The following is a 26,363-nucleotide window of genomic DNA, read 5'->3' as shown; positions in this document are numbered from 1 at the left end:
CGTGATGACCCAAGCAACCATTGTTGACAGCCACTGCCATCTGGATTTCCCGGATTTTGATGGTGAGCGTGACGCCCTGATCGGACGCGCAATTGAGGCAGGGGTTACCCGCATGGTCACGATCTGCACCAAGCTGCGGTTGGAGCCGCAGGTGCGGGCAATCGCGGAAGAATATACCCCAATTTTCTACGCCGCTGGCACCCATCCGATGAGCGCGGCGGACGAGCCGCTAGCGACGATTGAGGAACTGCTGGCCCTTGCCGAACACCCCAAATTTGTGGGGATCGGTGAGACAGGGTTGGACTATCACTACACTGCAGAAAGCGCTGAAATTCAAAAACAATCCCTGCGGGTGCATATTGCGGCTGCACGCGAATCCAAGCTTCCGCTGATCATCCACGCGCGTGCGGCGGATGATGATATGGCGCGTATCCTGCGCGAGGAATTCGACAAGGGTGCGTATACCTGCGTCATGCATTGCTTCTCCAGCAGCGCTGCACTGGCGAAAGCAGCTTTGGAGATGGATTTCTACCTGTCGATGTCCGGCATCGCGGCTTTTCCAAAAAGTCAGGAATTGCGCGATATCTTTGCCGCCGCCCCGGTTGACCGGGTGCTGGTGGAAACCGATAGTCCGTATCTTGCACCACCCCCATTTAGGGGCAAGCGCAACGAGCCTGCCTATACCGCACATACGGCCAAAGTCGGGGCCGATGTGTTCGGACTGTCGTATGAAGACTTTGCCAAGCAAACGACGGCCAATTTCGACCGCCTGTTCTGGAAGGCCGCCGGATGAGTGACAAGATCCACTTTCGGATCCTGGGCTGTGGCTCCTCGGGGGGCGTGCCGCGGTTAGGTGGGCTGTGGGGGGCTTGCGATCCAACTAACCCCAAGAATATGCGCCGCCGCTGTTCATTGCTGGTCACGCGCACCAGCGGCGATCGGGTCACACGCGTTCTGATCGATACCTCGCCCGATATGCGCGCCCAGCTTTTGGATGCAGAGGTCGGCACGTTGGATGCGGTCGTCTATACACACGCGCATGCAGACCACGTACATGGGCTTGATGATCTGCGGATGATTGTTTTCAACATGCGGCAGCGTTTGCAGGTTTGGGCCGATGGTGACACGAGCAACGACCTACTCGGTCGTTTCGGCTATGCTTTTGTGCAGCCCAAGGGCTCTTCTTATCCGCCGATTTGCGAGTTGAATACGATCAAGGGTGACGTCACAATCAGTGGGGCCGGGGGTGATATCGTCTTGCAGCCCTTTGAAGTGGAGCACGGTAATATCGAAGCCTTGGGCTTTCGGATTGGCGATGTCGCTTATCTGCCCGATGTTTCGGATATCCCGGACGCGGCTTGGCCGGTGCTGGAAGGTCTGGACCTGTGGATCGTTGACGCGCTGCGCCGCGATCCCCATCCAACCCATGCGCATTTGGCCAAAACACTGGAATGGATTGTAAAAGTCGCCCCGAAACGGGCGATACTGACCAATATGCATAATGATCTGGACTATGCGACGGTTGCGGCAGAAACGCCTGATCATATCGACCCGGCCTATGATGGTATGACGGTCACAGTAGCAGCGCCTTAGGGCCAAAGAAGGAGCCGCAATGGCTGCGCTCATCGACGTCATTTTGCCGGTCTTTCTTGTCATCGGATTTGGCTATATCGCTGTTTGGAAAGGGTATTTCAGCGACGCGGGCGTTGATGGGCTGATGAAATTCACCCAAGGGTTCGCCATTCCTTGCTTGCTGTTCCGTGCGATTTCAACGCTTGATCTGGAACAGAATTTTGATGTTGCACTGTTGGGCAGTTATTACATCTCAGCCTTCGCCTGTTTTGTCGTGGGCCTTTTGGGGGCCCGCTACATCTTTGCCCGCGATTGGGAAGACAGCGTCGCCATCGGGTTCTGCTGCCTCTTCGCCAACTCATTGCTGCTAGGGTTGCCTATCACCGAACGGGCTTATGGGATCAGCGCGCTGGAAGCAAACTATGCCATCATCGCAATCCATTCACCGTTTTGCTATGCGGTTGGCATCACCGCGATGGAGATCGTGCGCAATCGCGGCGGCAGCATCGCGACGCTGCCGGGCAAGGTGCTGAACGCGATGTTCCATAATGCGCTGATTGTGGGGATCAGCCTTGGATTTGTCGTTAATCTGGGGGGTATTCCGCTGCCAGCGGTATTGACCGATGCGGTTGATCTGATGGTGCGTGCCGCACTGCCCGCCGCACTCTTTGGGTTGGGCGGTGTGCTGTACCGCTACCGGCCAGAGGGCGATATGCGCACGATCCTCTTTGTCGTTGCGGTCTCGTTGATCCTGCAACCGCTATTGGTCTGGGGGCTTGCGCGCGCGGTTGATCTGTCAGATGCGGCCCTACGTTCAGCGATCCTGACATCAGCGATGGCGCCCGGGATCAATGCTTATGTCTTCGCGAACATGTATGGCAAAGCGCGCCGGGTCGCGGCCTCATCGGTGCTGATGGCGACGGGGCTGTCTATCCTGACGGTCTGGCTTTGGTTGGCGGTGCTGCCTTAGACGCCTTCCACCAGAACGATCATACTGCTTGCATTGTCACGGCGGATTTGGGCAACCCTTTGATACTCTGGATCATTGTAAAGCGCCTTGGCCTGTTCAAAATCGTCGAACTCAAAGACAACATGGCGGTCAAACTGCGGGCCTTCAGGTTCTTCTGATGTGCCGCCCCGGACGAGGGGACGCCCGCCATAGCTTTCGATGATTGGCGTGTCACGGACGATATACTCTTGATAGGCTTCGGGGTCGGTCACAGTGATGTGGCCGATGATATAACCTTTGGGCATCGCACTATTCCTTCATTGACAGTCTCTTGGGCGCAAAACTCCTGTGATGCCGCACAAATGGCAAGAGGTATTACCTGTCGGGCATTGTATATGGTGGTCGCTTCGCGGTGATTTATGACCGAATGACGAAAAATATCTCGATATATCATATCTTTGTGAGAATATGAGAATCATTCTCATATTTGTTTACACTTGCGAATAAGTCGCATAAGCAAGTTTTTAATTGACACCTTGCTTTCGAAAGGACACTTGAATGATCATGATAAAACATCTCTCCATTGCCTTTTGCGTCGCAGCGCTCTCTACCTCTGCGATGGCCGATGAAGACAAGTTCAAAGCCATCACCACATTTACCGTGATCGCCGATATGGCCCAGAACGTCGCCGGAGACACCGCCATCGTTGAAAGCATCACGAAGGCCGGGGCAGAGATCCACGGCTACCAGCCGACACCGGGCGACATTATTCGCGCACAGGATGCGGACCTGATCTTGTGGAACGGGCTGAACTTGGAGCTCTGGTTCGAACAGTTCTTTGGCAACCTGTCCGATGTACCAAGTGCAACGCTCAGTGACGGTATTGAACCCATGAGCATCTCATCAGGTGAATATGACGGTAAACCCAACCCGCATGCATGGATGAGCCTCGAGAGCGCACTGATCTACGTCGATAACATCCGCGACGCATTTGTTGCACACGATCCCGAAAATGCCGCGACCTATGAAGCGAATGCCGAAACCTACAAGGCCGAAATCACGGCCACGATTGCCCCGTTGCGTGAAGAAATCCTTGCGCTGCCAGCAGAACAGCGCTGGCTGGTCAGCTGCGAAGGTGCTTTTAGCTATCTCGCCCGTGATTTTCAGATGCAGGAGCTTTATCTCTGGCCCATCAACGCTGATAGCCAAGGCACCCCACAACAGGTGCGCCGTGTGATTGATACAGTGCGCGAGAACGATATCCCTGCGGTATTTTGCGAAAGCACCGTCAGCCAAGCCCCCGCCGAACAGGTCGCGCGCGAGACCGATGCAGAATACGCAGGTGTCCTCTACGTCGATAGCCTGACCGGGGCGGACGGTCCTGTGCCAACCTATCTGGATCTGTTGCGCGTCACCACACAAACGATCGCTGAAGGCCTGACTGAATGACCGAAACCCCCGGCATCATATCGCAAGACCTGACCGTGACTTATCGTAACGGTCACACGGCGTTGCACAACGCGAGCTTTGAGATACCAACAGGGACCATCACCGCCCTTGTGGGTGTCAACGGTGCCGGGAAATCCACACTGTTCAAGGCAATAATGGGCTTTGTGCCCGCCGCTAAGGGTGAGATTTCGGTGCTGGGGATGCCGGTCAGCGAAGCGCTGCGCCTCAATATCGTGGCGTATGTCCCGCAATCGGAGGAGGTTGATTGGACCTTTCCGGTGCTGGTTGAAGATGTCGTGATGATGGGCCGCTACGGCCATATGGGGTTCTTTCGTCGCCCGAAGCAGACCGATCACGATGCTGTAACGGATGCATTAGCCCGCGTGAATATGACAGAGTTCCGCACCCGCCAGATTGGCGAACTTTCAGGCGGGCAGCGTAAGCGTGTTTTCCTTGCGCGTGCTTTGGCGCAAGAGGGACAGATCATCTTGCTGGATGAGCCTTTCACCGGTGTCGATGTACAGACCGAGGATGCCATCGTCGCTTTGCTGCGTGATCTGCGGGATGAGGGGCGGGTGATCCTTGTCTCTACCCATAATCTTGGGTCGGTGCCTGAATTCTGTGACCGCACCGTTTTGGTCAAGGAAACCGTGCTGGCATACGGCTTGACCGAGGATACGTTCACCCGCGAAAACCTAGAACTGGCCTTTGGGGGTGTTTTGCGTCACTTCGTGCTGGGTGGGTCCGATTTGCATGACGATGATGATAGCCGGCAAATCCGGGTCATTACCGATGATGAACGGCCTTTCGTGGTCTACGGTAAAGACACCAAAGAAGACACGAAGGAACCGACCTGATGGCGTGGCTGCTGGATCCCTTCGGTTATGCTTATATGTTCAACGCCATGTGGGTTAGCGCGCTGGTAGGTGGCGTCTGCGCGTTCCTGTCAGCTTACCTGATGCTCAAAGGTTGGTCGCTGATCGGTGACGCACTAAGCCACTCTATCGTGCCCGGCGTGGCGGGGGCCTATATGCTGGGGCTGCCCTTTGCCTTGGGCGCTTTTGCAGCAGGCGGATTGGCGGCGGGAGCGATGTTGTTTCTCAATCAACGCTCGGGGCTGAAAGAGGATACAATCATCGGGCTGATCTTCACCTCATTCTTTGGCCTTGGCCTTTTTATGGTGTCACTGTCGCCCACATCCGTCAGCGTTCAGACGATCACCTTGGGCAACATCCTTGCCATCTCCCCGTCTGACACGGTGCAATTGGCAATCATCGGATTTGTGACCTTGGCCGTTCTGCTGGCCAAATGGAAAGACCTGATGGTGACCTTTTTTGATGAAAACCATGCGCGGTCCATCGGGTTACGGCCAGACATTCTGCGCATCGTGTTCTTCACCTTGCTTTCAGCGTCCTGCGTGGCAGCCTTGCAGACCGTTGGCGCTTTCCTTGTGATCGCAATGGTGGTCACACCGGGGGCCACTGCCTATTTGTTGACGGATCGTTTTCCCAAGCTTTTGGTGCTGAGCGTCACGATTGGGGCGACCACCAGCTTTGTCGGGGCCTATCTGAGCTATTTTGCCGATGGCGCGACCGGCGGCATTATTGTGTCATTGCAGACGCTGATTTTTCTTGCGGCCTTCTTTTTCGCACCCAAGCATGGCTATCTTGCGGCCCGGCGCCGCGCAGCAGCAGTGTTGGAGGCACAGTGATGGAAACGCTGCTTTTCCCTTTCCAGTTTGCCTTCATGAACAAAGCCTTCCTGATGATGGCGATCATTGCCGTGCCCACCAGCCTGCTGTCGTGCTATCTTGTGCTTAAGGGATGGTCCCTGATGGGCGATGCGATCAGCCACGCCGTTCTGCCGGGGATTGTACTGGCGTTCCTGCTGAACATCCCGCTGATTATCGGGGCCTTTGTCGCTGGTATGGTCTGTGCATTAAGCACCGGGTTTTTATCGGCCAATAGCCGGGTAAAGCAGGACACGATCATGGGGATCGTCTTTTCAGGAATGTTTGGGTTTGGCATCGTGCTGTACACCAAGATCACCACGGACATGCATCTTGATCACATCCTGTTTGGCAACATGCTGGGCGTGGGCGCAGCCGATCTGCTGACTGCAGGTGCTATTGCGGTATTGGTCGCCAGCATTGTCTTGTTCAAACGACGCGATTTCATGTTGCATGCCTTTGATCCTGTGCAGGCGCAGGCCGTCGGGCTGCGGGTGGGGTGGCTGCATTACGGATTGCTGGCGCTGATCTCGCTCACGATTGTGGCAACTTTGGCCGCTGTGGGGATTATCCTTGCCATTGGCCTGCTGATCGCGCCGGGCGCGATTGCGTTCTTGCTCACCAAACGTTTCGCACTGATGTTGCCGATTGCGGTGGGGGTAACGATGGCGGCGGGGTTGGCCGGCGTCTACCTTAGCTTTTTTATCGATAGCGCGCCCGCACCGACGGTTATTCTGATGCTCACAACGGTTTTCATCGCCGCGTTCATCCGCGCTAACCTACGGATGCGCCGAACGGCTTAACGCCCCAGTGTTGCGGCAATCTGTTCGGCCAGTTTCAGCAAAGCCGCCGATTGCGCAGCCGAGATGCTGGCGACGGTGGCGTCCGTCATCGGCTCGGAAATCTCAAAACTATGGGTGCTATCGCGAAACGCAGCTGCTTCGCTGGCGACAAAGAACTGGCCGGTCAACTGAAACGTCCCATCAACGCCACCTAACATACGTTCAACCCGCACATCGACAGACACGTCAGGCAGCCCCACAAAAGGCCAGGGGTCGGGGCCGACGTCTGTGTTCAGGATATCGCCCACTGTGCGCGTCAGGATCAAGGTGACCGCGCGCTCTGGCTCATCGGCCCAAAGCACATCTTCGCGCAGGGTGATCAGGTTATCTGCTGTCTTGAACGCGATCTCTTCGCCTGCGGCGTAAGTCGGCAAAGATACGGTGCGGATCATCGCACTGCCAACCAAGGGGCGCAATTCCAGCGCGGAAGGGATCGGTGCGAGCGCTGCCCGTTCAGCAAGGGGCGTGCAGGCGGCACATGCGGCAATGGCCAGAACCATAAGGCGTGAGAACATAATCTACCGTCCAATCAACAGGGAATTAGGGTTGCGTTCAATCGCGCGCGCAAGGGAAGAAATGGCATCAGATGCCTCTTGAATATCGCGCAGTGTGGCCAGTGTTTCCGCGCTGAACCGTGAGCGTTCGCCATAGCTGTTCACCACAGCCTCGGTCTGGGTGACCAATGCATTGGCGCGGGCGGCAAGGGCGGGCAGGGTGCTGACGGCGTCTTCGACAGCGCGTGCAGCCTCGCTGGCAGAGGCAAGGGCCGCGTTGACATTTGCAACGGCACCACCTTCGCGCACGTCATCCAGTAGTTCGCGCATGGTTGATAGGGCGGCATTCGCTTCACCGGGGAATGCGATCGCATCATCGGTGCCAAGGAACGCATCAATCGCATTCAAGGATTCGGTGGCAGAGGCAACCAGCGCCTCAAGTTCCAACGCATTGGCACGCGCGGTCAGCGCTTCGATATCTTGCGTGATCTGCGGCAGGTTCTGGGTGGCAACTTCGATATTGGTCGCAACCTGTGCTGCGGTTGCGATGGCACTATCAAGATCGGTCACAAGGTTTGCTTCGGTGGCAGCGGTCACAAGGCCGTCCAGATCACCAATAACACTGCGCAGGTCGCCGGGTATTGCCTGAACATCGTCTGAATTGATCAGTTCACGGGATTCGTCCAACAGCGTAACCAGTGCCGCAGGTGCCGCGCGCGTGTATTCATCATTGGCCAAACGCTCAAAGCTATCCATCAGGTCAATCGCCCCATCCATCAGTTCTTCGACGGGCAGGGCATTGATCCGGGCCAGCAGACCTTCGGCAGTGGCAGCAACATCAGAGATTTCCGAGTCCGTCGTCGGGATCACCGGGAAATCGCCTGATGTCAGGTTCATAATGGCAGGCAGGGCATCTTCCACCTCGACCAGTTCCACATACAGCGTTCCTGACAGGATATTGCCGGTCACCATACGCGCACGCAAACCGCGTGTGACAAAATCTGATAGCAGTGCAAGCGCCTCCTCGGTCGTTGCATCCGGCCCCATACCCAGGCGGGACGGCTCCACCGCCAATGTGGCTTGCAGGCGTACTTGGGCATCTGCGGCCTGGCCTACAACAATCGCGTTCAGGTCGCTGACTTCGCCAATCCGGATACCCTGAAAGCGCACTTCTGATCCAACGGTCAGGCCACTGACCGATTGTTCAAATAATACGGCCACTTCCAAGACGTCTGCGTTTGGATCAGTGAACAGACTGTCGCGTGCCGTTTCCTCGCTTGGGAAAATATCAAAGCGATGCCCGTCCCTGATCGGCTCTCCACCTGAAACAACGGTATCAAAAGCGATGCCGCCTTCGATAACTGACGCCAGCGAACTCACATTAAGCGATACGCCGCCCGTGCCAAATGACACGCTGAACCCAGAGGTATCCCAAAACCGGGTGCTGCTTGTGATGCGTCTGTCATAGGGGCTTTCGATAAAGGCACTTACAACCACCTGACGACCGTTAAAGGACAGCTCCGGTGCTTCCAGATACCCGACCTCAATCCCCTTATGAAGGACTGGCGCGCCTGCGGCGATGCTGCCGCCGTCATCGGCACGTAAAACAACGCGGGTCCCGCGCTGCCCGGCACGGGTCAGGACCGGCCGTTCCAATCCGGTAAACTGTGTTTGGGCGACATCGGCCTGCGTGTCCCAATTACCCTCGATAAAGACACCAGAGAGGACGGTTTCCAATCCGGTGATCCCGCGCACGGACACGTCAGGGCGCACGACCCAGAATTGCGCATCATCATCCAAAAAAGGCGCTACCGTTTGATCGATCCGGGCATGGACCAACACAACGGAAAGACCCTCTGCAAACTCGACTTGTTCGACTTCGCCAATGGTCACGTCTCGATACTTGATTGTGGTCTCACCCGATGTGATCCCGGAGGCATTTTCAAAACTGATGGTGATCAACTTGCCGCGGTCTGCATAGCTTTGCCATGCCGCCCATAGCGAAATAGCCAGCGCCACGAATGGCACCACCCAGACAAGGGATAGCCGTCGCCAGATCCGTCGTTTGACGGGTCTTACATCGAACGGCACGGGGCCGGTATCATTTGCGTCACTCATTCCTTGGTCCTGGCTACATCCCAAATCAAGCGGGAGTCAAAGGCTTGCGCTGATAGCATGGTGAAAATCACCGACAAAGCAAAGCTGACAGCTGCAATGCCGGGGTTCACTGTGGCAATAGTGTCGAGTTGCACCAGCGCTGAAAGGATTGCAACGACAAAGACATCAATCATCGACCAGCGCCCAATGAATTCAACAACCTCATAGGCCTTATGCCGCTCATGCTGGTTTGCACGCGACCGTCGCTGGACGCTGATCGCCAGATAGATGATTGCCACGAATTTCCCCACAGGGATCATCACGGAGGCCACAAAGACAATGATCGCGATCCCCCAGGATCCATGTTCGACCAGATCGAAAACACCCCCGATGATCGTACTTTCCGACCGTTCAACCAATGTCGACGTCAACAGCATCGGATAGATATTGGCCGGGATATAGGCGATCATCCCCGCAATCAGCCAGGCCCAGACCTTTTGCAAGCTGTCAACGTCACGGCTTTGCAGGCGTCCCTCGCATCGTTTGCAGACCTGCGTACCCAACGGATGCACTTGCCCGCATTGCTGGCATGCAACAAGCCCCGCATCGCGGGCTGTGATCATGCTGTGGCTTTGTCCAGCGCTTCCCAAATTGAATACCTGCAAATCAGTTGATCTTTGAGTACGGTAATCACCACCACACCAGCGAAGGCCCAGAAGGCGGGGCCGATGGTCACAGCGGCCAGACCCGCCACTTTGATCAAGGCAACAGTCACGCCCACGATAAAAATTTCGGCCATGCTCCAGGGACGCAAACGTTCGGCCAGCGCAAAGGCCTTGCGCGCACCCTGACGGGGCTTTTTTTCGCGCACCAGCGGACCAAGGGCGTAGATCAGCGCGACAAGCCGCATCAGGGGGATGACCACGATGAAAAAGGCCACCGCGACCGCCAGCGGAAAGGCATAACCATCATTAAAGGCCAGGACCGCATCAATGACGGAGGTCGCATTGTGCAGCCCGCCCGCATCCAGCGTCAGGAAAGGGAAACTGACGGCGGCGATCATCATGATGAAAGCGGTCAACGCAAGGCTGAGGATACGCGCCATCGCGGCCGGTTGCGAGGTCATCAGAACGATACCGCATTGCTGACAATGCGCACTTGTTTGTTCCGGCAGCATACTGGCCACATGCAGCGTATCGCATTGCGGGCAGGCGACCAGATCGTCAAGGGGCGTTGTGTGCATAGTCACGCAGATAAAGGCTCCTGTAGGTCAATGAGGCTTGCTCTAAAAGTAACACAACGTTATCGCGTCGGTGCTAGATATGCCATGCCTGATCGACTGAAACACTACACGCAGAGAGTGCTATGACAGACACAGTTTTCCCACCCCATCCAACACCCGTGATCCCTGTTCAAGGGGACGCCGGTTTTCCTGTGCGACGGATCTTTTGCGTGGGCCGCAACTACGTCGATCATGCCGCCGAAATGGGGCAAGTGGTCGATCGCGCCGCACCTTTCTATTTTACGAAATCGCCACAGGCGGTGCTTTTGTCGGGGCAAGACATGCCCTATCCCACACGTACCCAGGACTTGCACTACGAAATGGAACTTGTCGTTGCGATTGGGGGCACAGCACACAACATTTCCGAAGCCGACGCCATGGAGGTGGTTTTTGGTTATGGGTGTGGTTTGGACATGACCCGACGCGACCTGCAAGCAGCCGCCAAACTCAAACGTCGCCCTTGGGACACGGGCAAAGACTTTGACAATTCTGCTATTATTGGGCCGTTGACGCCCAAGCAAAGCAATGCCGATATCGGTCACCTGATGATAAGACTCGAAGTCAACGGTACGGTGCGTCAACAGGCCGACCTGGCCGACATGGTCTGGTCCATCCCCGAAATGATTGCCGATCTTTCGACACTCTACGTCCTGCACCCCGGCGATCTGATTATGACAGGCACGCCTGCAGGCGTTGGTCCTGTTGTACGAGGTGACGCATTACGCGGCACAATTGGCGATTTTGCCCCAGTCGAGACGACAATTGTCTGATTGATTGTCTCTTGCGGCCCACCGCTGGATCAGAATACTGCCGCCAGAGTTGATGCCTGATGGAGGAACATCATGACACGCACCCGCCGCATGTTGATAGGGGCTTTCGCCGCTGCCTGTCTTTCAACAACCACAGTCGCGCAAGAGGTCACGCTGCGCCTGCACCAGTTCCTGCCAGCACAGGCCAATGTGCCAGCGCATATCCTTGATGTCTGGGCTGACAATGTAGAGGCCGACAGCAACGGCCGTATCAAGATTGACAGGTTTCCATCCATGCAACTGGGCGGCACGCCGCCACAACTGATTGATCAGGCGATTGATGGCGTGGCCGACATTGTCTGGACGGTGGCAGGTTATACCCCCGGTCGCTTTCCCCAGTTAGAGGTGTTCGAATTGCCCTTTATCTCGCCCGATGCCGAAGCGACCTCGCGCGCTTATTGGGAACTGGCCGAAGCACGGATGATGGAGAGTGATTTTGCTGATTTCAAACCGTTGGGCCTCTGGGTTCATGGGCCCGGTGTAATCCATGCAAACCGCCCCATCATCGATATCGCCGATCTGCGCGGCCTGAAACTGCGCGCGCCGTCGCGGACCACGACAACGCTGTTTACCGAATTGGGTGCCACGTCTGTGGGTATGCCAGTGCCTGCTGTGCCAGAGGCGCTGTCGCGCACCATCATTGATGGCGCCGTCATCCCATGGGAAGTCGTGCCTGCGCTGAAAGTGCAGGAAATGGTGACCTATCACACGGAATTTCCCGGCGACGCGCTTTATACGCTCGCCTTTATCATGGCGATGAACCAGGATGCCTATGATGCGCTGCCGGCTGATCTGCAAGTGGTGATCGACGCGAACTCCGGTTTGGAATTCTCGGCCTTTGCCGGGCGCACCCAGCAGAATGATGATGCACCGGGACGCGCGCTGGCGGTCGAGCGTGGCAATACAATCATCACACTGGATGAGGGCCAAGTCGCCGCATGGCGCGCCGCCAGCCAACCCACAATCGACAATTGGATTGCCGAGGCGACGGCTGCGGGCCTTGATGGACAAGGCATTTATGACGACGCGGTTGCATTGATCGCCAAACACAGCACGGGCAATTAAGGGCGCGTCATGCTACACGCCGCGATCCGACAACTTGCACAGGTCATGGCATTGCTGGGCGGTCTGGTGCTGTGTCTTCTGGTGGCCATGGTCTGCATCAGTGTCAGTGGTCGTGAGTTGAGCGATCTGGCGCATTCCGGCGCACTGCGCAGCCTTGGCGATTGGCTGGTTGAGCTTGGGATCGGGCCCATTCTGGGGGACTTCGAACTTGTCGAAGCCGGGGTTGCCTTTGCGATATTTGCCTTCCTTCCACTCACCCAGCTCAAAGGGGCACATGCCAATGTCGATGTCTTTTCCAAAGCGATGGGGCCGGGCGTGAACCGTGCGCTGGGCACCTTCTGGAGCGTGGTTATGGCCGCGATCATTGTTTTGATCACATGGCGGCTTTATGTCGGGATGCAGGATAAAATGCGCTATGGCGAGACGACCTATCTGATCCAGTTTCCGATCTGGTGGGCCTATGCCGCAAGTCTGATCGCGGCGATCAGCGCCAGCATCGTCAGCATTTATTGCGCAGTCATACGGCTAACAGGTCAGCGCACCCTATGACCGACCTCGCGCTGGGCTATCTGTCCTTTCCCTTTCTCCTCCTCTTGATCTTCCTGCGCGCGCCTATCGGGCTGGCGATGTTGCTTTGCGGGATCGGGGGGCTGTGGCTGGCCACTGACGGGACAAACGTTTTCATGGCGCGGCTCAAGTCCGAAGTTTTCTCGACTTTTTCCAGCTACAACCTGTCGATCATCCCGATGTTTCTGCTGATGGGGCAGTTCGCCACCCATTCCGGCATGTCACGATCGTTGTTCAAAGCGGCAGAGGCATGGTTGGGCCACCGCAAAGGTGGCATGGCCATGGCTTCGGTCGGGGCATGTGCAGGGTTCGGGGCAATCTGCGGGTCATCGTTGGCGACGGCCGCCACGATGAGCAAGGTCGCTTTGCCGGAATTGCGCAAATACGGCTACTCCGGTGGGTTTTCGACGGCAACACTGGCGGCAGGGGGCACTTTGGGTATCTTGATCCCGCCATCGGTTATCTTGGTGATCTACGCCATCCTGACCGAACAGAATATCGCCAAACTTTTCGCGGCAGCTTTTATTCCCGGTCTTCTGGCCGCTCTTGGATATATGATCACAATCGCGATTTATGTGCGGATTTACCCCGATCAGGCGGGCACGCGAGAACGGATCGACTATGCAGATCGGTTTAAGGCACTGGGTGCCGTATGGCCGGTGCTGGTCGTCTTTGGTCTGGTTGTCGGCGGTATTTACAATGGCTGGTTCACGCCCACCGAAGGGGCGGCGGTGGGTGCGATGGGAACAGGGCTTATCGCGCTCTTTTCCGGCGCACTGAACTGGCAGGTTTTCGGCCAAAGCATCACTGAGACTGCGACAGGCACCGGCATGATCTTTTTCATCGTGCTGGGGGCAGGGTTCTACAATGGCTTCCTCGCGCTGACGCAGGTACCGCAAGAACTGTCGGCTTGGGTCTCGATGCAGGGTTTCAGCCCTTGGATGGTGATGGTCCTGATCCTTGTGTTCTACCTGATCCTTGGCTGCCTGATGGACAGCCTGTCGATGATCCTGCTGACAGTGCCCATCTTCTGGCCGGTCATATCCGGCCTTGATTTCGGTATGACGACCGAGGAACTGGCGATCTGGTTCGGGATCATGGTGCTGATCGTGGTCGAGGTCGGGTTGATCACGCCGCCGGTGGGGATGAACCTGTTTATCATCAACAGTATGGATAAAGAGACACCGATGACGGCGACCTATAAGTCGGTTCTGTTCTTTGTGGGGTCAGACGTGGTGCGGGTTTTCATCCTGCTGATGTTTCCCGCGATCACGCTGGTCTTTGTCTAGCCGTTCTGCGCAGGCTCACCGTTCAGATCAATATCGCAAGGTAACGCACGGTCGATGACCCGCTGCGCGTTTTGAATATCATTGCCCTCGGCGCGGCGGGTGGCGACAGCAGAGGAATAATTCAGGCTCAGCCAACGGTGAATCAGCCGCGCGCGCAACTCTGGCATAGGGACATTCACGCGCACAGACAGGTCCCAAAGCCCGGCCAGCGCCGACCAGGGTGGTTCATCGAACATCAGGTAATTGCCTTCGACAATCACCACCTTGGCCGCGTCCGGCACAGCCACTGACCCGGCAATCGCCAGATCACGGGTGCGGTCAAAGGATGGGGCAAAGACCTCTTCCCCAGTTTTCAGCGCATGGATCAAGCGTAGAAAACCGGGTGCGTCAAAAGTTTCAGGCGCGCCTTTGCGCTGGCTTAGGCCACGCGCCTCCAGAATCGCATTATCAAGGTGAAATCCGTCCATCGGCACAACAATGGATTTGCGCCCCTGCGCATTCAGACGTCGGGCCAATTCGCTGGCAAGGGTGGATTTCCCACAGCCCGGCGCGCCGGTAATGGCCACCAGCATGCGGTCACTGTCACGGCTCAAAACACGCTCTGCGAGCGTGTTGGTATGTGCGGTCAGGGTATTCACTGCGTCTGCCTCTGGTGTCAGGGTTTGCCCCTGTTTTGTGAAACCCTAGCGCGCATTGACCTGTGACGCGACATATTTTTGCAATCCAGCGGGCAAATGCCGAAAGCTGTGACAATCATTTGCCAAGAAAAGTGGCGGTTGCCTGCGCGATGGCCTAGGGTGATCCACAGAGGGTAACACGAGTAGGCGGTCAAAAGCGTGGCGATCATTCTCAAGGTTTGGCGTGTCTTGGTCGCGGTCTGGACCACCGCGAGCGAGAAGCATCTTGGCCTCATCGCAGCCGGCGTTGCGTTCTTTGGGATGTTCGGGATTTTTCCTGGTATCGCGGCTGTTATCGCGATTTTTGGGCTGATTGCCGATCCGGTCGTTATCGCCGAACAGCTCGCCCTGATGGAAGATATCATTCCGCCCGATGCCTATAACCTTATTGCCAGTCAGGTGTTTCGCTTGGTGGCCGCCCCGTCAGACGCTTTGGGTTGGGCCACTGCTGTATCCATCGCGCTTGCGCTATGGTCGTGCCGGGCAGGGGTCGCGGCACTTATTGGCGGGCTCAACGCGATTGCCGGACAGCGGATGCGCAACGGAGTTTGGCAAATGGTTGTGGCATTGATGCTGACCGTTGCGTTGGTGACCTTGGCGATTGTAGCACTGACTGTCGTGGTGATCGTGCCGATTGGGCTGGCGTTCATTCCTGTCGCAAACTCAACCGCGTGGCTGTTAGAGGGTATCCGCTGGCTGGTTGCCTTGGGTGTATTGATGATTGGCTTAAGCCTGCTGTACCGTTTTGGCCCTGCACGTATCGGTAGCCGGGGGCGCTGGATTACGGTGGGCGCCTTTGTGGTCGTTGTCCTTTGGGTCGCCGCATCTGCGGGGTTGTCTTACTACCTGACCAACTTTGCCAGCTATAACGAAGTCTATGGCTCTATCGGTGCTGTCATTGGCCTGCTGTTGTGGCTTTACGTCAGCGCCTACCTGATCCTTCTGGGGGCGGCGCTAAACGTTGTGGTGCATGGCTATGACAGCCCGCCAGACGTTGAAGATACGACCTACATCTGATCAGGTCACACCGGATACCTGTTTGTAGACCGGATCATCCCACAGTGCGTTATCCATCACATCGGCAATGACGTTGACAGCGATATCCACGTCGCCCGCGTCAATAAACAAGGGGCAAAAGCCGAAACGCATTATGTTTGGTGCGCGGAAATCACCCACCACATTGCGCGCGACGCAGGCCTGCATCGCGGCATAGCCATGCTGAAACGCAAAGGACACCTGACTGCCCCTTGCATGCGGGTCACGTGGGCTGGCGAGGGTCAGTTGCGGGCAAAGTGCCTCGACCCCCGTGATAAACTGTTCGGTCAATGCGATGGATGCGCTGCGCAGGGCGTCCATATCCACCTGATCCCAAATATCGAGTGATGCATCAAGCGCTGCCATCTGCAAAACGGGTGGTGTGCCAACCCGCATCCGCTCGATCCCCGTGCCGGGGCGGTAATCAAGGTCAAAGGCAAAAGGTGCTTCATGCCCCAACCACCCTGACAGTGCTGGCTGGCAGGTCTCGATATGGCGCGGAGAGACATAAATAAAGGCTGGCGCGCCGGGCCCTGCGTTAAGGTATTTATAAGTGCAACCTACCGCAAAATCCGCGTTGCATCCTTGTAGATCAACCGCCATCGCCCCCGCCGTATGCGCCAGATCCCAACAGGTCACAGCGCCCGCTGTATGGGCTTGGGCCGTCAACGCCTGCATGTCATGCAGGCGGCCTGTGCGGTAATCGACCTGTGTGAGCATCAGCACAGCCAAATCATCATTGATGTGGTTTGCCACATCCTGTGGGTTCACCACACGCAGTTCATGTCCACGCCCCAGTGATTTGATCAGCCCTTCGGCCATGTAAATGTCCGACGGAAAATTCCCGCTATCGGTCAGGATCACTTTACGATCCGGCACCAGATCAATTGCTGCCGCCAAGGCCTGATAGACCTTGATCGACAGGGTATCACCCAGCACGACATGGCCCGGCTCCGCCCCGATCAGTCGCCCGATCCGGTTACCCAACGCAGTCGGTTGCGCCATCCAGCCCGCGCGGTTCCAACCGGTAATCACTTTCTCGCCCCATTCGGCGGTCACTGTCCGTGCCACCCGCGCCGCCGTCGCCTTAGGAAGTGGTCCAAGCGAGTTGCCATCAAGGTAAATCATACCTTCCGGCAGATGGAACATCGCTTTGGTAGCGGCGAAATCGGTCATCAGATTTGGCCCCCTGATATCTGGATGGTCTGACCATTCACACTGCGCGCACCATCCGAGCACAGCCACATTGCCGCAGTGGTCGTTTCATCTACCTCCAAGAGCTTACGATGGCGGTTTCCTTTGGAAATCGCATCAATCGCCCCCTGTTCATCCACGCCAAAGCGTTTCATGAGCCCCGGTATTTGGTTGCGCACAATATCGGTGTCCACATAGCCGGGACAAAGCGCGTTAAAGGTGATGGGACGGCGCATGAATTCCTCGGATAGCCCGCGGATCAGACCAATGACACCATGTTTGGTCACCGTGTAAGGGATCGCATTTTTCAGCCCGCGCACCCCTGCGATGGAACTGACAACAATCATGCGGGCAGGGGTCGCGTCCTCCAGCGTGGCCATAGCTGCCTGAAAGGTCAGGAAAACACCGTCAAGGTTAGTCGTCATCGTCTTGCGCCATTGGGCGAGCGTTGTTTTCTCAAACGGGCCGCCTTCAGCGATGCCGGCGTTGGCCACACAAATCTGGATCGGTCCGCGCGCCGCTGCCGCTTGGGCGATGCCATCCCGGACGGATGTTTCGTCATCCACATCCATCACCAAGACATGTATGCGTTCAGAGTTTGCGGCCAACGCCTCTAACTTGTCAGCTCTGCGCCCCGTGATCGTGACCTCGGCCCCGGCCTCGGCCAAGGCCAGAACAATGCCCGCCCCAATACCCGTACCACCACCAGTGACCAGCGCGTGTTTGCCTGCATGTTCCATGATTTGTCCTCCGTTGTGACAGACCCTAGCGGGAAGCAAGGCATGGACAAGGACAAAGCGCTGCGGCACAAGAACGGGTATGAAATGGATCGATATACCGCCTGTATGGTTGCTGTTCGCCCTCATGGTGACGTGGTGGATCGGGCAGTTGCAGCCGATGGGCTGGGCGATTGGCGGAGCGGCCACAGATCTGTTGGGCGGATTGCTTGTCGGCGGCGGGCTGGTGCTTATCTTGCTTGCCGCGGTCGAGATGCGCAAACAGCACACCACCATCGTGCCGCATATGGAAGCCGATCACTTGGTGAGTTCAGGTATTTTCAAGCGCAGCCGCAATCCGATCTATCTGGGCGATACGCTGGTGCTGGCCGGGCTCGCTTTGCGTTGGGAGGCGCCCATCGCCTTGCTGCTGGTTCCGCTTTTCATGTTTACGATTACGCAGCGTTTTATTGTCCCCGAAGAAAACCGCCTGCGGGTGAAATTCCGTGCCGAGTTCGCGCGTTACTGTCAAAAGACGCGACGTTGGGTGTGACTGTTAGCACATGACATTAAATGTCATAGCCGCCAGTCCCTTGCGAAATATTCTTACGCGCTATAGTGCATCTGCACTGCGAGAACAGATATGGGGGATGGTCCGTGAAGATCGGCACACCAAAAGAGATATTTGAAGGCGAAGACCGGGTCGCGATGACACCGGCCTCCGCCAAGGATCTGCAAAAACTCGGCTATGAATGCATGATCGAAACGGGTGCCGGTGCAGGGGCTGGTTTCTCGGATCAGGCTTACAAGGATGCCGGTGTTGAGGTCGCAAAGACCGCCACGGCCCTTTACAAAGCCGCCGATATCGTCGCCAAAGTGCGCCCGCCCTCGGATGCGGAAACCAAGAAACTGCGTGAAGGGCAAACCCTGATCTCGTTCTTTTATCCGGCACAAAATGAAAAGCTGATGGAGGCTGCCAACAAGAAAGGCGCCACAGTCATCGCCATGGACATGGTGCCGCGGATTAGCCGCGCGCAGAAGATGGACGCACTGTCGTCGATGGCAAACATCGCAGGTTACCGTGCTGTTATTGAAGCCGGTAACAACTTCGGTCGCTTCTTCACCGGTCAGGTCACAGCCGCCGGTAAAGTACCGCCTGCTAAGGTGCTGGTTGTTGGTGCGGGTGTGGCAGGTCTTGCTGCCATCGGGACGGCGACATCGCTGGGTGCCATCACATACGCTTTCGACGTGCGCCCCGAAGTGGCAGAGCAGGTTGAATCAATGGGGGCCGAGTTCGTCTTCCTTGATTTCGAAGAAGAACAGCAGGACGGCTCTGCTACAGGTGGTTATGCCGCTGTGTCCTCGCCGGAATTTGCGGCTGCACAGTTGGCCAAGTTTCGTGAAATCGCACCTGACATCGACATCGTAATCACCACAGCCCTGATCCCGGGCCGTGATGCGCCGGAACTGTGGACCAAGGACATGGTCGACAGCATGAAGCCCGGTTCGGTCATCGTGGACCTTGCGGCGGAACGTGGCGGTAACTGCAAACTGACCGTGATGGACGAAAAGATCGTCACCGATAATGGTGTGACCATCATCGGCTATACTGACTTCCCCAGCCGGATGGCCGCACAGTCTTCGACCCTTTATGCGACAAACATTCGTCACATGATGACGGACCTGACGCCTGAAAAGGACGGTATGCCAAACCACAACATGGAAGACGATGTCATCCGTGGGGCAACTGCGACCCACAAAGGCGAGATTACCTTCCCGCCGCCACCACCCAAAGTGGCCGCGATTGCGGCAGCGCCCAAGAAAGAAGCGCCAAAAGAGCTGACAGCGGAAGAAAAACGCGCAGCCGAAGTGGCCGCCTTCCAAAAAGAGACCAAGACACAAGTGGGTCTTCTGGCCGCTGGTGCTGCACTGATCCTTGGCATCGGGCTCATTCCCGGCATGCCAGCCAGCTTCATGCAGCACTTTATCGTCTTCGTTCTGTCCGTCTTCATCGGCTTCCAGGTGATCTGGAACGTGGCGCATTCGCTACACACACCGCTGATGGCTGTGACAAACGCGATCTCATCGATCATCATTCTGGGCGCATTGATCCAGATCGGATCAAGCAGTGCGCTGATCACGCTGCTTGCAGCACTCGGTATCTTCATGGCGGCGATCAACATCTTCGGTGGCTTCCTCGTGACACGGCGTATGCTCGCCATGTTCCAAAAGTCTTAAAGGGGCAGGGCAATGGATAACGCATTCACAATCGCGGCCTATGTGGTCGCAGGTGTTCTTTTCATTCTATCGCTGGGCGGTCTGTCCGGTCAGGAAAGCGCAAAGCGGGCCGTCTGGTACGGGATCGCAGGCATGGCGCTGGCCGTCTTTGCGACACTTGTCGGGCCGGGTGCCGGTCTGGGGCTGTTGTCAGTTATATTGATTGGTCTGGGCGGTGCTGTTGGCTATCAACTGGCCACGAAGGTCGAGATGACGCAGATGCCCGAACTGGTTGCTATCATGCACTCAATGGTGGGTCTGGCAGCGGTCTTTGTGGGATTCAACGCCGATATCATGATCAACAACATGGCGTCGTTGTACGAGGCGAATGGCCAAGTGCTGGGTGCAGTTGGCCCTGATGGGATCACTGCAATCGGATTGCCGAAAGAGGCTTATGATGGCCTCAGCGCCTTTGGCCAATTGATCGCCAAGAAATCCAGTGTTGAGATTAGCATCCTGCGGGTTGAGCTGGTCTTGGGTATCTGGATTGGTGCGGTGACATTCACTGGCTCTGTGATCGCCTATGCCAAGCTTGCGGGTAACTCTAGCCTGCTGCCGTTTAAGGTCGACACAGGTGCAAACAAGCTGCCCGGTGGGCACTTCCTGAACGCGGGTGCCGCTGCGCTCTCTGTGATCTTGCTGATCATGTACATGGGCGGCTCTGGCTCTTGGGCATTGGTCCTGCTGACATTGGCTGGCCTGTTTATCGGCTATCACCTGATCATGGGCATCGGCGGCGCGGATATGCCTGTCGTTGTGTCCATGCTGAACAGCTATTCCGGCTGGGCGGCAGCGGCCATTGGTTTCAGCCTCGGCAATGATCTGTTGATCGTGGTCGGTGCGCTTGTCGGTTCATCCGGTGCGATCCTGTCTTATATCATGTGTAAGGCGATGAACCGGTCTTTCGTGTCGGTCATTTTGGGCGGCTTTGGCGGCCCTGCCGGTGAACAGATGGCGGTTGAAGGCGAACAGGTCGCGATTGATGCCGACGGTGTTGCCACAGCGCTGAACGAAGCTGACAGCGTCATCATCATCCCAGGCTACGGCATGGCCGTGGCACAGGCGCAGCAGGCCGTGTCTGAACTGGTGCGCAAACTGCGCGCCAAAGGCAAGAACGTGCGCTTTGCGATCCACCCGGTCGCCGGGCGTCTGCCGGGGCACATGAACGTACTGCTGGCCGAAGCGAAGGTGCCTTATGACATCGTGATGGAGATGGACGAGATCAATGATGACTTCCCGGACACGGACGTTGCTATCGTGATCGGGTCCAATGATATCGTAAACCCCGCGGCACAGGACGATCCGAACAGCCCGATTGCGGGGATGCCGGTATTGGAATGCTGGAAAGCCAAGCAGGTGTTCGTGTCCAAGCGGGGGCAGGGAACCGGGTATTCCGGTATCGAGAACCCACTGTTCTTCAAGGACAACACGCGGATGTTCTATGGCGATGCAAAAGCATCATTGGATGCGCTGCTGCCGAAGATCGACTAGAACGATTAACACCCCCGCGCGTCATAGCAAGACAACGCCGCGCGGGGCATGGCCACAGCTGACTGCTTTTGCTACGTGTTGTTGATCAAAACGTCTCATCCAGATTGGACCTCACTTGGCTATTCCTGATATTCTTGGCGCACGCCTGATTGAAACCGTGAAGGATAACGATTTGGGTGGTGCGTTCCTTATGTTGGGGCGCCAAAGTTGGAAGGGCCGCGGCAGAGGTGCAGGGGCAGAAGTCTTTGATGAGACCCTTGCCAAATATCTACCCAACATCGATGCAGAAGACCTCAAAAACCCTGACGATCGCTATTCGGAGCGTTTCTTTGAAACCTTGGGATTTAGCAGCGTTGATTCCTTGGATTTTTCCGATTTCGAGAAGGCGTCAATCGTTCAGGATCTTGGTGGCACGCTCCCATCCGAACTTGAAAACCGCTTTGACGTTATCTTCGATGGCGGCACATGTGAGCATGTTTTTGATTTGCCCACGGCCTATCGCAACATTGACAAAATGCTACGACCGGGTGGCGTATTCATATCTCATGCACCAGCGAACAACTGGGTGGCGCACGGGTTTTATCAGATCAGCCCCGAAATCGTTTTTGGCTTTTGGGCGCAGAGCATGGGTTACGAGGTATTACACTGCGTTTTCCAACCAATCAGACCGCGGGCGGCGCGTCGTGTTGTGGCGATAACCAACCCGCTTGTCACCGGAAAGCGGCCCAAGCTAAAGGGGGCTTTGCCGCGTGGTATGCCAGTGATCATGAACTTCGCGGTGCGTAAATCGAAAGATCCTGTTGAGCCCAAAAGCAGGGTTCTTCAAAGCGATTATGTCGTGCGGTGGGAAGCGGCCCGGAAGTGATACTTATGGCGTGGGTCCGCACATAGGCGGATCCATCGCATAAGCATCATTGCGCTGGAACGGCAAACCGATCGGGCAGGGCGGTTGTTTCGCGAAGACACAGAAGTAGCAAGGTGCAGCCGAGATGCTAAAGCCCTCTGATCCTTGGATCAAGCGCGTCGCGCAACCCGTCGCCGATGTAATTCACAGCCAGCACGGTCAGCGAAATCGCCAGACCGGGCCATAGCACACGCTCGGGAAAGGCGGTCATCCGGTCTACGCTATCAAACAGGATCTTGCCCCATGTGGGGAAGTCCGACGGGAAACCCAGACCAAGGAAGGACAACGCGCTTTCCGTGATGATCGCGGTTGCCAGTCCCAACGTGGCCGACACCATGATCGGCGACAGCACATTAGGCAGAATATGCCGCGTAATCATCCGGCGCGGTGGGGTCCCGATAGAGCGCGCGGCCAGCACGAACTCCCGCTCTTTCAAAGCCATCACGTCGCCGCGCACAATCCGCGCGGTCTGCATCCATGATGTAATGCCAATACCAAAGACAATCAGCAGAAAGATCCCGTTCTCAGGCCCGAAAGCGGCCCGTAAAGGATCGCGGAACAAGAGCATCATCACCAGAAGAAGCGGCAGCAGGGGCAGCGACAGCACCAGATCGGTAAAGCGCATCAGGCCCCAGTCCAGCCGTTTGAAATAGCCGGCCAACACGCCTACCAGCGTGCCAATCAAGATCGCCAGGATCATCGCCGTCCAACCCACGGCCAGCGAAATGCGTCCGCCTTGCATGATATTGGCCATGATATCGCGGCCCAGATGGTCGGTCCCCATAGGCCGCGCCCAGCTGGTTTTCGCGTCGCCATCCCAGATCGCCACGTAAATCGGGCGCACGTCCTTGTTGCGGATATCCAGCTTGCCGGGGTCCACATCCCAAACGAACGGGCCGAAGGCGCAAAACATTGTGATGAAGATCAAAAAGATCAGCCCTGCCATGGCACCTTTATGCGAGCGGAACTGATCCCAAACGTCCAGCCACTGGTTGCGCGCCTTCTCTTCGGGCTCGAAAGGGGCGTTGGGGTCGACGTGGTCGACGGGCTGCACTTGGGCTGAAATATCAGTCATAGCGGATCCTCGGGTCAAGGACGCCGTAGAGAATATCGGCAATCAGGTTCATCATCACGATCAGCACCGCCAAAAGGAAGGTTATCGTCATGACCATTGGAATATCAGAGCCTTGCAGCGCGATAATCAGCAACTGCCCAAGGCCGTTCACCTTGAACACCTGCTCGGTGATGATCGCACCCCCAAAGATCGACGGAATACCCAAGGCGATGACAGTCACGACGGGGATCATGGAGTTGCGCAGCACGTGGCGCATGACCACAACGCTTTCTGACATACCCTTGGCCCGCGCGGTGCGGACATAGTCTTGGCCAAGATTATCGAGCATTGAGGCACGCATATAGCGGCTGACCTGCGCTGTGGTCTGCAAGGCCAGCACCATGACGGGCATGATCATCTGCTGCAGCTGAAACTTGAATGTATTCCAATCAACCACCCTATGGGTGGTATCATAGATCGACGGCAACCAGCCCAGTTGGACCGAGAAAATAACGATCACCAGAACGCCCGAGAAGAAGGGCGGCACCGAAAAGCCGATCATGCTGACAAAGGTGCCCGCCTGATCAAAGACCGAATACTGCTTGTAAGCACTGATAATCCCGATAGGCAGGGCGATGGCCACGCCAACCACATAAGACATGCCGACCACCCAAAGGGTCTGAGGCATCCGCTCTGCGATGGTGTCAAACACGGGGCTACGGGACTGGAAGCTAATGATGCGCTGTGCGCCATCGGCAAAATTGGTGCCAAATGCGTTGTCGATCCAATACTGAGGCTCAACAATAAAGAACTGCTTCAGCCAAAGCGGAAAGCGCACCCACCAAGGTTCCCCCAGCCCAAGCGCCTCACGCATTTGCTGGCGGACCTCGGGTGGAATTGTCAGTGGCATGCTGGCCATTGGGTCACCGGGGGCGAGTTCCAGAAGCATGAATATAACGAAAGCAATAAACAAAAGCGTCGGAACCGACAGGACCAATCTACGGATGGTGTAGTTGAGCATGAGAGAACGCCTTGGGTTATGGTTTTCGGAAGGTGGCTGTAAGGCGGGGAAGAACCCCGCCTTACGGGTTGTGTAGGTCGGGGTTCACCCCGACTTGGACTTAACGGTTATCGCCGGTCCGGTACCAGTCAGCGGCGTTCCACAGCTCACTGTCCCAAACGTTCAACTGAACGCCGCCAAGTGTTTTGGCATGGGCAGAATTACGGCCACGGTGCGTCAGCGGCAGGATGATATATTCTTGCATCAGAATATCGTTCATCGCTTTGGCAATGCGGGCACGTTCGTCGATATCACCGGTGACCGCCATTTCAGCGCGCAACGCGTCATATTCTTCAGAGCAGAAGCGTGGCATGTTGTTGCCCTGCCACTGGTTTTCTGGCTGCGGTGCCTGATCGCAGGTCCAACCTGCCATGTAAGCCTCTGGGTCTGTGCCATCGAAGTTGTTGGTGAACATTTCGACATCGGCAAAGAACTTTTGGAACGTATCAGGTGAACCGGGGTCCGACCCAAAGAACACCGACGCATCGATGTTGCGCAATTCGGTTTCGACACCGATCTCTTCCCACCATTCCTTGATCAGCGCCTGATAGTCCTGGCGCACAGCGTTGGTCGAGGTCTGGTACAGCACTGACAGACGCACACCGTCTTTTTCGCGCACACCGTCACCACCAACGGCCCAGCCCGCTTCATCAAGAAGGGCCTTGGCGCCTTCAAGATCTTGCGTCAGGCAGGCATCGTTGGCGTCTGAGTTGTAGATTGCAGGTGCGGGAAGCACGTTGCAGGTCAGACGGCCAAAGTCACCATAGCCGATTTCTGTCAGCAAAGCGCGGTCGATGGCCATGGACATGGCTTGACGCACGGATTTGTCTGTCAGGAAGGGGTGTGGGTTTCCGATCACGCCGCGCTGGTCACCCAAAGCGGGGTCAACATTGGTCATGTTCATCAAAATACGCTCAACCGAGGTCCCGAAGGACACGACATTTTCGCCCAGACCAGCCTCGGCCATGCCGCTCAGCACATCAGGTGCCAGTTGCAGGTTCCAAGCATAGTCATATTCGCCCGTTTCATGCACAGCACGGCCTGCTGCGGCTGCATCACCGCCACCTTTGAAGGTGACTGTTGCAAAGGCGGGCTTGCCTTCCTCACGGTAGTTTTCGTTTGCGGCCAGCGTGATCACATCATTTGTACGGAACTCTGTCACAACAAACGGGCCGGTGCCGATTGGGTTAAAGTTCTGCTCGGTGCATTCCGGGGCGCGTGGGCCAAGGCAGTCTGCAAACTGCGCCGCCTGGATGATAGGGGCTTGTGCGCCGACGAACGGACCATATGGGAAAGGCTTGGCGACGCTGAAGTTGACGACAACGGTACGGTCGTCAGGGGTATCTACACTTTCGACATCAAGATATTTTTCGGATTGAGCGCATCCACCGCCTTCGGCTGTGCAGTATTCCCACGAAAATTTGACATCTGTGGATGTTACCGGTGTGCCGTCAGACCACAACAGTCCTTCTTTCAAAACCCATGTGATCGAGGTCAGGTCTTCGGAAACGCCGCCGTTTGCAACTGTTGGCACTTCTTCGGCCAACCAAGCCACCAGATTGCCGTCAGTGTCATACCGAGCGAGCGGTTCAATCACGAGGCTGGCAGCCTCGAGTTCTTTTGTACCCCCCGACAGATAGGGGTTCATGATCGACGGCGCCTGCCAATAGATAATGCGCAGTTCGCCATCGCGGCCGCGTTCACCTTCATGCGCATCGGCATAGGCCATTTGCGCCATACAGGCTGTCGCAACAGCGCCCATCAGGGCTGTTTTGAGTTTCATGTTGTCTTCTCCTTGTTGGTCGTCATGT

The 26,363-nt window shown here is 56.6% G+C and carries 27 protein-coding genes; 16 read left to right on the top strand and 11 right to left on the bottom strand.

From position 1 onward, the window contains the following. Positions 1 to 4 precede the first annotated feature (4 nt). Genes BC777_RS05805 through BC777_RS05795 form a run of 3 tightly spaced genes read left to right on the top strand, consistent with a single transcriptional unit; the run spans position 5 to position 2,542 of the window. Positions 5 to 793, top strand: coding sequence for a TatD family hydrolase (locus BC777_RS05805; protein ID WP_100367166.1), 789 nt, complete (start codon positions 5 to 7; stop codon positions 791 to 793). Further along, the gene (locus BC777_RS05800) at positions 790 to 1,593 is read left to right on the top strand and encodes an MBL fold metallo-hydrolase (RefSeq protein WP_100367165.1); all 804 of its coding nucleotides are present in this window, start codon (positions 790 to 792) and stop codon (positions 1,591 to 1,593) included. Before BC777_RS05805 ends, BC777_RS05800 begins: the two co-directional genes overlap by 4 nt. Before the next feature lie 19 nt (positions 1,594 to 1,612). Beyond that, positions 1,613 to 2,542 (top strand): AEC family transporter, encoded by a 930-nt coding sequence (locus BC777_RS05795; protein WP_100367164.1) that lies wholly within the window; start codon positions 1,613 to 1,615, stop codon positions 2,540 to 2,542. On the opposite strand, the gene BC777_RS05790 is transcribed toward BC777_RS05795, so the two are convergent. Further along, positions 2,539 to 2,826, bottom strand: a complete 288-nt coding sequence (locus BC777_RS05790; RefSeq protein ID WP_100367163.1) for a DUF1330 domain-containing protein — start codon at positions 2,824 to 2,826, stop codon at positions 2,539 to 2,541. The two genes, BC777_RS05795 and BC777_RS05790, sit on opposite strands and share 4 nt — an antisense overlap. Before the next feature lie 253 nt (positions 2,827 to 3,079). Between BC777_RS05790 and BC777_RS05785 the strand changes: the two genes are divergently transcribed. The 4 genes from BC777_RS05785 to BC777_RS05770 are packed head-to-tail and all read left to right on the top strand — an operon-like array spanning position 3,080 to position 6,502. Beyond that, positions 3,080 to 3,970 (top strand): metal ABC transporter substrate-binding protein, encoded by an 891-nt coding sequence (locus BC777_RS05785; RefSeq protein ID WP_211095329.1) that lies wholly within the window; start codon positions 3,080 to 3,082, stop codon positions 3,968 to 3,970. Continuing rightward, positions 3,967 to 4,827, top strand: a complete 861-nt coding sequence (locus BC777_RS05780) for a manganese/iron ABC transporter ATP-binding protein (protein WP_100367162.1) — start codon at positions 3,967 to 3,969, stop codon at positions 4,825 to 4,827. The genes BC777_RS05785 and BC777_RS05780 overlap by 4 nt, the downstream gene beginning before the upstream one ends. Then, complete coding sequence (locus BC777_RS05775; RefSeq protein ID WP_100367161.1) at positions 4,827 to 5,681, top strand: metal ABC transporter permease; 855 nt, start codon at positions 4,827 to 4,829, stop codon at positions 5,679 to 5,681. Before BC777_RS05780 ends, BC777_RS05775 begins: the two co-directional genes overlap by 1 nt. Then, entirely contained in the window at positions 5,678 to 6,502 is an 825-nt protein-coding gene (locus tag BC777_RS05770) for a metal ABC transporter permease (protein WP_281251772.1), read from the top strand. Before BC777_RS05775 ends, BC777_RS05770 begins: the two co-directional genes overlap by 4 nt. Here BC777_RS05770 and BC777_RS05765 read toward each other — a convergent pair. Genes BC777_RS05765 through BC777_RS05750 form a run of 4 tightly spaced genes read right to left on the bottom strand, consistent with a single transcriptional unit; the run spans position 6,499 to position 10,375 of the window. Continuing rightward, the gene (locus tag BC777_RS05765; protein ID WP_100367159.1) at positions 6,499 to 7,056 is read right to left on the bottom strand and encodes a PqiC family protein; all 558 of its coding nucleotides are present in this window, start codon (positions 7,054 to 7,056) and stop codon (positions 6,499 to 6,501) included. The two genes, BC777_RS05770 and BC777_RS05765, sit on opposite strands and share 4 nt — an antisense overlap. A gap of 3 nt (positions 7,057 to 7,059) precedes the next feature. After that, positions 7,060 to 9,153 carry a PqiB family protein gene (locus BC777_RS05760; protein WP_100367158.1) on the bottom strand — a complete coding sequence of 698 codons (2,094 nt, stop codon included), beginning with the start codon at positions 9,151 to 9,153 and terminating at the stop codon, positions 7,060 to 7,062. Further along, on the bottom strand, positions 9,150 to 9,755 hold the full coding sequence (locus BC777_RS05755; RefSeq protein ID WP_245834176.1) for a paraquat-inducible protein A: 606 nt from the start codon (positions 9,753 to 9,755) through the stop codon (positions 9,150 to 9,152). The genes BC777_RS05760 and BC777_RS05755 overlap by 4 nt, the downstream gene beginning before the upstream one ends. Further along, on the bottom strand, positions 9,752 to 10,375 hold the full coding sequence (locus tag BC777_RS05750) for a paraquat-inducible protein A (protein WP_100367156.1): 624 nt from the start codon (positions 10,373 to 10,375) through the stop codon (positions 9,752 to 9,754). Before BC777_RS05750 ends, BC777_RS05755 begins: the two co-directional genes overlap by 4 nt. A gap of 122 nt (positions 10,376 to 10,497) precedes the next feature. Here BC777_RS05750 and BC777_RS05745 point away from each other — a divergent pair, with 122 nt between their 5' ends. The 4 genes from BC777_RS05745 (at position 10,498) to BC777_RS05730 (ending at position 14,144) form a co-directional block, all read left to right on the top strand. After that, a complete protein-coding gene (locus BC777_RS05745) occupies positions 10,498 to 11,184 on the top strand; it encodes a fumarylacetoacetate hydrolase family protein (protein ID WP_100367155.1) in 687 nt (228 codons plus the stop codon). 72 nt (positions 11,185 to 11,256) lie between these two features. Beyond that, positions 11,257 to 12,288, top strand: coding sequence for a TRAP transporter substrate-binding protein (locus tag BC777_RS05740; protein ID WP_100367154.1), 1,032 nt, complete (start codon positions 11,257 to 11,259; stop codon positions 12,286 to 12,288). Between the two features lie 9 nt (positions 12,289 to 12,297). Next, positions 12,298 to 12,837, top strand: a complete 540-nt coding sequence (locus BC777_RS05735) for a TRAP transporter small permease (RefSeq protein ID WP_100367153.1) — start codon at positions 12,298 to 12,300, stop codon at positions 12,835 to 12,837. Next, positions 12,834 to 14,144 carry a TRAP transporter large permease gene (locus BC777_RS05730; protein WP_100367152.1) on the top strand — a complete coding sequence of 437 codons (1,311 nt, stop codon included), beginning with the start codon at positions 12,834 to 12,836 and terminating at the stop codon, positions 14,142 to 14,144. Before BC777_RS05735 ends, BC777_RS05730 begins: the two co-directional genes overlap by 4 nt. Here BC777_RS05730 and BC777_RS05725 read toward each other — a convergent pair. Beyond that, on the bottom strand, positions 14,141 to 14,782 hold the full coding sequence (locus tag BC777_RS05725) for a P-loop domain-containing protein (protein WP_100367151.1): 642 nt from the start codon (positions 14,780 to 14,782) through the stop codon (positions 14,141 to 14,143). The two genes, BC777_RS05730 and BC777_RS05725, sit on opposite strands and share 4 nt — an antisense overlap. A gap of 198 nt (positions 14,783 to 14,980) precedes the next feature. Here BC777_RS05725 and BC777_RS05720 point away from each other — a divergent pair, with 198 nt between their 5' ends. Next, on the top strand, positions 14,981 to 15,838 hold the full coding sequence (locus BC777_RS05720) for a YihY/virulence factor BrkB family protein (protein WP_100367150.1): 858 nt from the start codon (positions 14,981 to 14,983) through the stop codon (positions 15,836 to 15,838). Here the strand turns inward: BC777_RS05720 and kynU are convergent, their stop codons facing one another. Both kynU and BC777_RS05710 read right to left on the bottom strand, forming a co-directional pair. After that, positions 15,839 to 17,032, bottom strand: a complete 1,194-nt coding sequence (gene kynU / locus BC777_RS05715) for a kynureninase (protein ID WP_100367149.1) — start codon at positions 17,030 to 17,032, stop codon at positions 15,839 to 15,841. It abuts the gene before it with no gap. Continuing rightward, a complete protein-coding gene (locus BC777_RS05710; RefSeq protein ID WP_100367148.1) occupies positions 17,032 to 17,790 on the bottom strand; it encodes an SDR family NAD(P)-dependent oxidoreductase in 759 nt (252 codons plus the stop codon). The genes kynU and BC777_RS05710 overlap by 1 nt, the downstream gene beginning before the upstream one ends. A gap of 79 nt (positions 17,791 to 17,869) precedes the next feature. Here BC777_RS05710 and BC777_RS05705 point away from each other — a divergent pair, with 79 nt between their 5' ends. From BC777_RS05705 to BC777_RS05690, 4 genes are all read left to right on the top strand, one after another. After that, on the top strand, positions 17,870 to 18,319 hold the full coding sequence (locus BC777_RS05705; protein ID WP_100367147.1) for a methyltransferase family protein: 450 nt from the start codon (positions 17,870 to 17,872) through the stop codon (positions 18,317 to 18,319). Between the two features lie 104 nt (positions 18,320 to 18,423). Then, complete coding sequence (locus tag BC777_RS05700) at positions 18,424 to 20,004, top strand: Re/Si-specific NAD(P)(+) transhydrogenase subunit alpha (RefSeq protein ID WP_100367146.1); 1,581 nt, start codon at positions 18,424 to 18,426, stop codon at positions 20,002 to 20,004. A 12-nt stretch (positions 20,005 to 20,016) separates the two neighbouring features. Then, positions 20,017 to 21,534: an NAD(P)(+) transhydrogenase (Re/Si-specific) subunit beta gene (locus BC777_RS05695; protein ID WP_100367145.1), complete on the top strand. Its 1,518-nt coding sequence runs from the start codon at positions 20,017 to 20,019 to the stop codon at positions 21,532 to 21,534. A 115-nt stretch (positions 21,535 to 21,649) separates the two neighbouring features. Beyond that, a complete protein-coding gene (locus BC777_RS05690) occupies positions 21,650 to 22,399 on the top strand; it encodes a class I SAM-dependent methyltransferase (RefSeq protein WP_100367144.1) in 750 nt (249 codons plus the stop codon). 127 nt (positions 22,400 to 22,526) lie between these two features. Here the strand turns inward: BC777_RS05690 and BC777_RS05685 are convergent, their stop codons facing one another. The 3 genes from BC777_RS05685 to BC777_RS05675 all read right to left on the bottom strand — a co-directional run bounded on the left by BC777_RS05685 (position 22,527) and on the right by BC777_RS05675 (position 26,335). Beyond that, positions 22,527 to 23,513, bottom strand: a complete 987-nt coding sequence (locus tag BC777_RS05685; RefSeq protein ID WP_211095328.1) for an ABC transporter permease — start codon at positions 23,511 to 23,513, stop codon at positions 22,527 to 22,529. After that, the gene (locus BC777_RS05680; RefSeq protein ID WP_100367143.1) at positions 23,506 to 24,513 is read right to left on the bottom strand and encodes an ABC transporter permease; all 1,008 of its coding nucleotides are present in this window, start codon (positions 24,511 to 24,513) and stop codon (positions 23,506 to 23,508) included. The genes BC777_RS05685 and BC777_RS05680 overlap by 8 nt, the downstream gene beginning before the upstream one ends. Before the next feature lie 100 nt (positions 24,514 to 24,613). Then, a complete protein-coding gene (locus BC777_RS05675; protein WP_100367142.1) occupies positions 24,614 to 26,335 on the bottom strand; it encodes a peptide ABC transporter substrate-binding protein in 1,722 nt (573 codons plus the stop codon). Positions 26,336 to 26,363 lie beyond the last annotated feature (28 nt).

Source organism: Yoonia maricola (assembly GCF_002797915.1).
In the GTDB taxonomy this organism is placed as follows: domain Bacteria; phylum Pseudomonadota; class Alphaproteobacteria; order Rhodobacterales; family Rhodobacteraceae; genus Yoonia; species Yoonia maricola.
This window is presented reverse-complemented; position numbering and strand designations above follow the sequence as displayed.

What these genes read in the sequence shown, in the direction of transcription:
- BC777_RS05805 (WP_100367166.1), top strand. Translation starts at nt 5, where the DNA reads ATGACCCAAGCAACCATTGTTGACAGCCACTGCCATCTGGATTTCCCG.
- BC777_RS05800 (WP_100367165.1), top strand. Translation starts at nt 790, where the DNA reads ATGAGTGACAAGATCCACTTTCGGATCCTGGGCTGTGGCTCCTCGGGG.
- BC777_RS05795 (WP_100367164.1), top strand. Translation starts at nt 1,613, where the DNA reads ATGGCTGCGCTCATCGACGTCATTTTGCCGGTCTTTCTTGTCATCGGA.
- BC777_RS05790 (WP_100367163.1), bottom strand. Translation starts at nt 2,826, where the DNA reads ATGCCCAAAGGTTATATCATCGGCCACATCACTGTGACCGACCCCGAA.
- BC777_RS05785 (WP_211095329.1), top strand. Translation starts at nt 3,080, where the DNA reads ATGATCATGATAAAACATCTCTCCATTGCCTTTTGCGTCGCAGCGCTC.
- BC777_RS05780 (WP_100367162.1), top strand. Translation starts at nt 3,967, where the DNA reads ATGACCGAAACCCCCGGCATCATATCGCAAGACCTGACCGTGACTTAT.
- BC777_RS05775 (WP_100367161.1), top strand. Translation starts at nt 4,827, where the DNA reads ATGGCGTGGCTGCTGGATCCCTTCGGTTATGCTTATATGTTCAACGCC.
- BC777_RS05765 (WP_100367159.1), bottom strand. Translation starts at nt 7,056, where the DNA reads ATGTTCTCACGCCTTATGGTTCTGGCCATTGCCGCATGTGCCGCCTGC.
- BC777_RS05760 (WP_100367158.1), bottom strand. Translation starts at nt 9,153, where the DNA reads ATGAGTGACGCAAATGATACCGGCCCCGTGCCGTTCGATGTAAGACCC.
- BC777_RS05755 (WP_245834176.1), bottom strand. Translation starts at nt 9,755, where the DNA reads ATGATCACAGCCCGCGATGCGGGGCTTGTTGCATGCCAGCAATGCGGG.
- BC777_RS05750 (WP_100367156.1), bottom strand. Translation starts at nt 10,375, where the DNA reads ATGCACACAACGCCCCTTGACGATCTGGTCGCCTGCCCGCAATGCGAT.
- BC777_RS05745 (WP_100367155.1), top strand. Translation starts at nt 10,498, where the DNA reads ATGACAGACACAGTTTTCCCACCCCATCCAACACCCGTGATCCCTGTT.
- BC777_RS05740 (WP_100367154.1), top strand. Translation starts at nt 11,257, where the DNA reads ATGACACGCACCCGCCGCATGTTGATAGGGGCTTTCGCCGCTGCCTGT.
- BC777_RS05735 (WP_100367153.1), top strand. Translation starts at nt 12,298, where the DNA reads ATGCTACACGCCGCGATCCGACAACTTGCACAGGTCATGGCATTGCTG.
- BC777_RS05730 (WP_100367152.1), top strand. Translation starts at nt 12,834, where the DNA reads ATGACCGACCTCGCGCTGGGCTATCTGTCCTTTCCCTTTCTCCTCCTC.
- kynU (WP_100367149.1), bottom strand. Translation starts at nt 17,032, where the DNA reads ATGACCGATTTCGCCGCTACCAAAGCGATGTTCCATCTGCCGGAAGGT.
- BC777_RS05710 (WP_100367148.1), bottom strand. Translation starts at nt 17,790, where the DNA reads ATGGAACATGCAGGCAAACACGCGCTGGTCACTGGTGGTGGTACGGGT.
- BC777_RS05705 (WP_100367147.1), top strand. Translation starts at nt 17,870, where the DNA reads ATGAAATGGATCGATATACCGCCTGTATGGTTGCTGTTCGCCCTCATG.
- BC777_RS05695 (WP_100367145.1), top strand. Translation starts at nt 20,017, where the DNA reads ATGGATAACGCATTCACAATCGCGGCCTATGTGGTCGCAGGTGTTCTT.
- BC777_RS05685 (WP_211095328.1), bottom strand. Translation starts at nt 23,513, where the DNA reads ATGACTGATATTTCAGCCCAAGTGCAGCCCGTCGACCACGTCGACCCC.
- BC777_RS05680 (WP_100367143.1), bottom strand. Translation starts at nt 24,513, where the DNA reads ATGCTCAACTACACCATCCGTAGATTGGTCCTGTCGGTTCCGACGCTT.
- BC777_RS05675 (WP_100367142.1), bottom strand. Translation starts at nt 26,335, where the DNA reads ATGAAACTCAAAACAGCCCTGATGGGCGCTGTTGCGACAGCCTGTATG.